At 41.5% G+C, this 2,776-nt stretch carries 7 protein-coding genes and 1 pseudogene; 4 read left to right on the top strand and 4 right to left on the bottom strand.

Annotated elements, in window-relative coordinates; translation table 11 throughout:
• From DWW10_RS26630 to DWW10_RS25515, 4 genes and pseudogenes are all read left to right on the top strand, one after another.
• Window positions 1-84, top strand: a pseudogene (locus DWW10_RS26630) (type II toxin-antitoxin system PemK/MazF family toxin); the annotation flags it as partial.
• Window positions 85-133: 49 nt separating this feature from the next.
• Window positions 134-532, top strand: coding sequence for a hypothetical protein (locus DWW10_RS25525; protein WP_005868776.1), 399 nt, complete (start codon window positions 134-136; stop codon window positions 530-532).
• 99 nt (window positions 533-631) lie between these two features.
• Window positions 632-916: an HU family DNA-binding protein gene (locus tag DWW10_RS25520; protein ID WP_005868774.1), complete on the top strand. Its 285-nt coding sequence runs from the start codon at window positions 632-634 to the stop codon at window positions 914-916.
• 12 nt (window positions 917-928) lie between these two features.
• The gene (locus tag DWW10_RS25515; RefSeq protein ID WP_005868772.1) at window positions 929-1,201 is read left to right on the top strand and encodes a hypothetical protein; all 273 of its coding nucleotides are present in this window, start codon (window positions 929-931) and stop codon (window positions 1,199-1,201) included.
• 61 nt (window positions 1,202-1,262) lie between these two features.
• On the opposite strand, the gene DWW10_RS25510 is transcribed toward DWW10_RS25515, so the two are convergent.
• The 4 genes from DWW10_RS25510 to DWW10_RS26210 form a co-directional block, all read right to left on the bottom strand.
• On the bottom strand, window positions 1,263-1,640 hold the full coding sequence (locus DWW10_RS25510; protein WP_005868770.1) for a hypothetical protein: 378 nt from the start codon (window positions 1,638-1,640) through the stop codon (window positions 1,263-1,265).
• 14 nt (window positions 1,641-1,654) lie between these two features.
• Window positions 1,655-1,981: a hypothetical protein gene (locus tag DWW10_RS25505; RefSeq protein ID WP_005868769.1), complete on the bottom strand. Its 327-nt coding sequence runs from the start codon at window positions 1,979-1,981 to the stop codon at window positions 1,655-1,657.
• A gap of 45 nt (window positions 1,982-2,026) precedes the next feature.
• On the bottom strand, window positions 2,027-2,281 hold the full coding sequence (locus DWW10_RS25500; protein WP_005868768.1) for a hypothetical protein: 255 nt from the start codon (window positions 2,279-2,281) through the stop codon (window positions 2,027-2,029).
• Window positions 2,282-2,478: 197 nt separating this feature from the next.
• Window positions 2,479-2,679: a hypothetical protein gene (locus DWW10_RS26210; protein ID WP_182021546.1), complete on the bottom strand. Its 201-nt coding sequence runs from the start codon at window positions 2,677-2,679 to the stop codon at window positions 2,479-2,481.
• Window positions 2,680-2,776: the final 97 nt, after the last annotated feature.

Raw genomic sequence — 2,776 nt, 5'->3', positions numbered from 1 at the left:
CGGCTGAAAAGAAAGATTGGAGATTTGAATTTCAGTGAGATAAAAAGACTGAAGGAAGTGTTTCATCAAATGTTCTGTGAATAATGGAAAGTGTGCAAATAACAGGTTATGTAGCGTATTCAAAAAAGATATTATGAAGCCAACTACTTATATTAATTGGGACGGTCTGAAAGACATTCCATTCTTCTACTGCGATACAAAGGAAGATGAAGAAAACAAGGATTTCGACATCTATTACCAGGGCAAGCTGGTGTTGCATGACTACAACCATTGCGGACACTACCTTTACACTGCTGCGCTGCTGTTCAGTAAAATCAGAAACATTACAGCCGACTGGGTGAACCTGCATAACCTTTGGATTCTGCGTGATTGCGTGCGCGAGAATTACAATCACGGCATAGGAGTGGACGACCTTATTTTCGGAGAGAATTTCGATGGCAAGAACCTCGATACACTCACACCGCTTACCAAGAAACGCTTTGATTATTTGTGTAAGCGGATTAAGGAACTTGACCCATACGCAACAATTTAACACTTCATTGGGCGAAGGCAGGGCTTGCTGCGGATGCCAGACTTTAAATAATCCATTGGATTAATTATCTTTGCACGCTAATTTTCAAATTATAAAGAAATGACTAAATCGGAAATCGTAAAGGAAATATCTGCCAGAACCGGCATCGACGGCAAAGCGGTGCTTGCTGTTTTGGAAGGATTCATGAACGAGGTAAAGACTTCGTTGGGTAAGGAGGAAAATGTCTATCTTCGTGGATTCGGTAGTTTCATAGTGAAGAAGAGAGCGCAAAAGACAGCTCGGAATATCTCTAAGAATACTACTATGATTATTCCGGCTCATAACATACCGGCATTTAAACCGTCTGACGAATTTTTGAAAATGGTAAAACAACAGAACGCATAATAGGTAAACACAATGAAAGATCAGTTACGATTATTGAGAGACTGTATCAATAATGATCGTCCGGCAGTTGTCTTTCAGGGAGACGATTTTTGCGCTCCTGAGATTTTGGAAGCAGCAAAAGAAATTTATCGTAAACATGGTTGTTCCGAAGAATTTCTTTTTGACTGGCAGCTGCTTATCAATGAGGTGAAGGCTTACCAGTTAGAAAGTCCGGCAACTGTCAAATTGCCGAAACTCTCCCCGACAGAAACGGAACTGGTGCGGGAAGAGATGACTAAACGCTAAATAATATTCTCGTTTAATACGCACCTTTTATTCTTCAGGCAGCGTATTGAACGGGATGGGATTAAAATGTTGGCGAACCTGCTTTTTTCGAAAGTTCCTGCCAATAGTTGAAGTCACTCGGTGAAAGATGCTCTTGCATCCAGTCACGCATACCAATATCGTTTCTTTCGTTCACATATCTCGTAAACGGAATCATTGTCTTACATGCTTCAAATCCAAGCATTCTCATATGGCGTGAAATGTTGGGAGGAAGACCTTCCAACCACTCTTTATAATACATTATCAATCTGTTTTCTTGGATTGGAACCGCTTGTTGGTGGTAAATATAGCTGGCGTTTCCGATTCTAATATCTCTGGCCTTATTTTCCCGTTCTTCTTCAGGTAGCCGACTTAAATATTCAGCTTGTGCTATTCTGCATTTGGAGTTTGGATGTTCCATGGTATTTTATATAATTAAGACTCTTCAATGATACGGTTCATCAAATCACATATTTTTTGGCAGCTATGACGGTCTGCGCAAGCAGGATAGGGGCATTTCTCAAAGGATGCCTGATTATCCGTAACTATGAAACCTCCGGAACGACGTACATAACTTACCGGATGAAAATAAATATCTTCCTTTTTCGGCCTATAAGTACATAGTCTTATAAGGCTGTTCAGCTCTTTGCAAATTTGCTCACATTTTTCTTTGGGATAATGTGGCAAATCACTGAATGCTTCGTAGGGGACAAAGGCAAATGCTTTGTCATCCCACATGACAGGTGTGTAATTCTGTACCATTTGTTATTTGGAATAAGGATGGCTGGCAGATTCCGTATTTCTGTATCAGTTAGGTAATCCGTCACTATTTAAGTGCGCCTGGGCAAACTCCCGGAGGTTCGTTTCGGCAATGCACTTTTCATAAATCTCATCCAATACTTCTTGCATATTTTCTACTTTATTGAATTTTAAGGGGCTGCCGTTTGTTGCGGCTTGCCTTTCCAGTTGTTCGATGATACTGGGAAATATCCCACGCAATAAACCGACGGTAGCTACGGCTGTAGCTGGTTCTACCTCTATTGTAATCTTTTTCTTTTCCATATCGTTGTATTATGTTATCAAAAGTAATAATTATTAGGATATTGGTAAGCATTTCTTCTGAAAAACTTTTTAAAGATATTGTTTTAAGATGACATACTGTGTTTTTGCGTTCACGCAGTATTCTTTCCCACCCTCCCCTTCATCGGAATGACTGTTCTCATTCCCGGTTTACCCGTAATCATCCGCTATGCGGCTGATTACGGGTAAACCGGAAAAGAGAAGTTCCAAACGTGGGCGGGATTGCAATGGTCATCATCCGGAGCTTCGGCATTGCCGAAACAACCTCCTTCTTCCGTATTGCAGCCCCGTCCTTTTACCGTTTGTCCCGGCAGTCCGTTGCTAACCCGTTCCCCCCTGCCACTTGTGGCAGGGAGATAGGAATACGGTTTTGCAGGCAAAACCGTATGGCTTGTTTTACTTTCCGTACTGCCCTTTTCCTAGTTTTCTGCCTCCCTTAATGTGCGTTTTTCATAGCCCCATCTGAGACCCTTTGTT

The organism is Bacteroides intestinalis (genome assembly GCF_003464595.1).
Lineage (GTDB): Bacteria > Bacteroidota > Bacteroidia > Bacteroidales > Bacteroidaceae > Bacteroides > Bacteroides intestinalis_A.
This window is presented reverse-complemented; position numbering and strand designations above follow the sequence as displayed.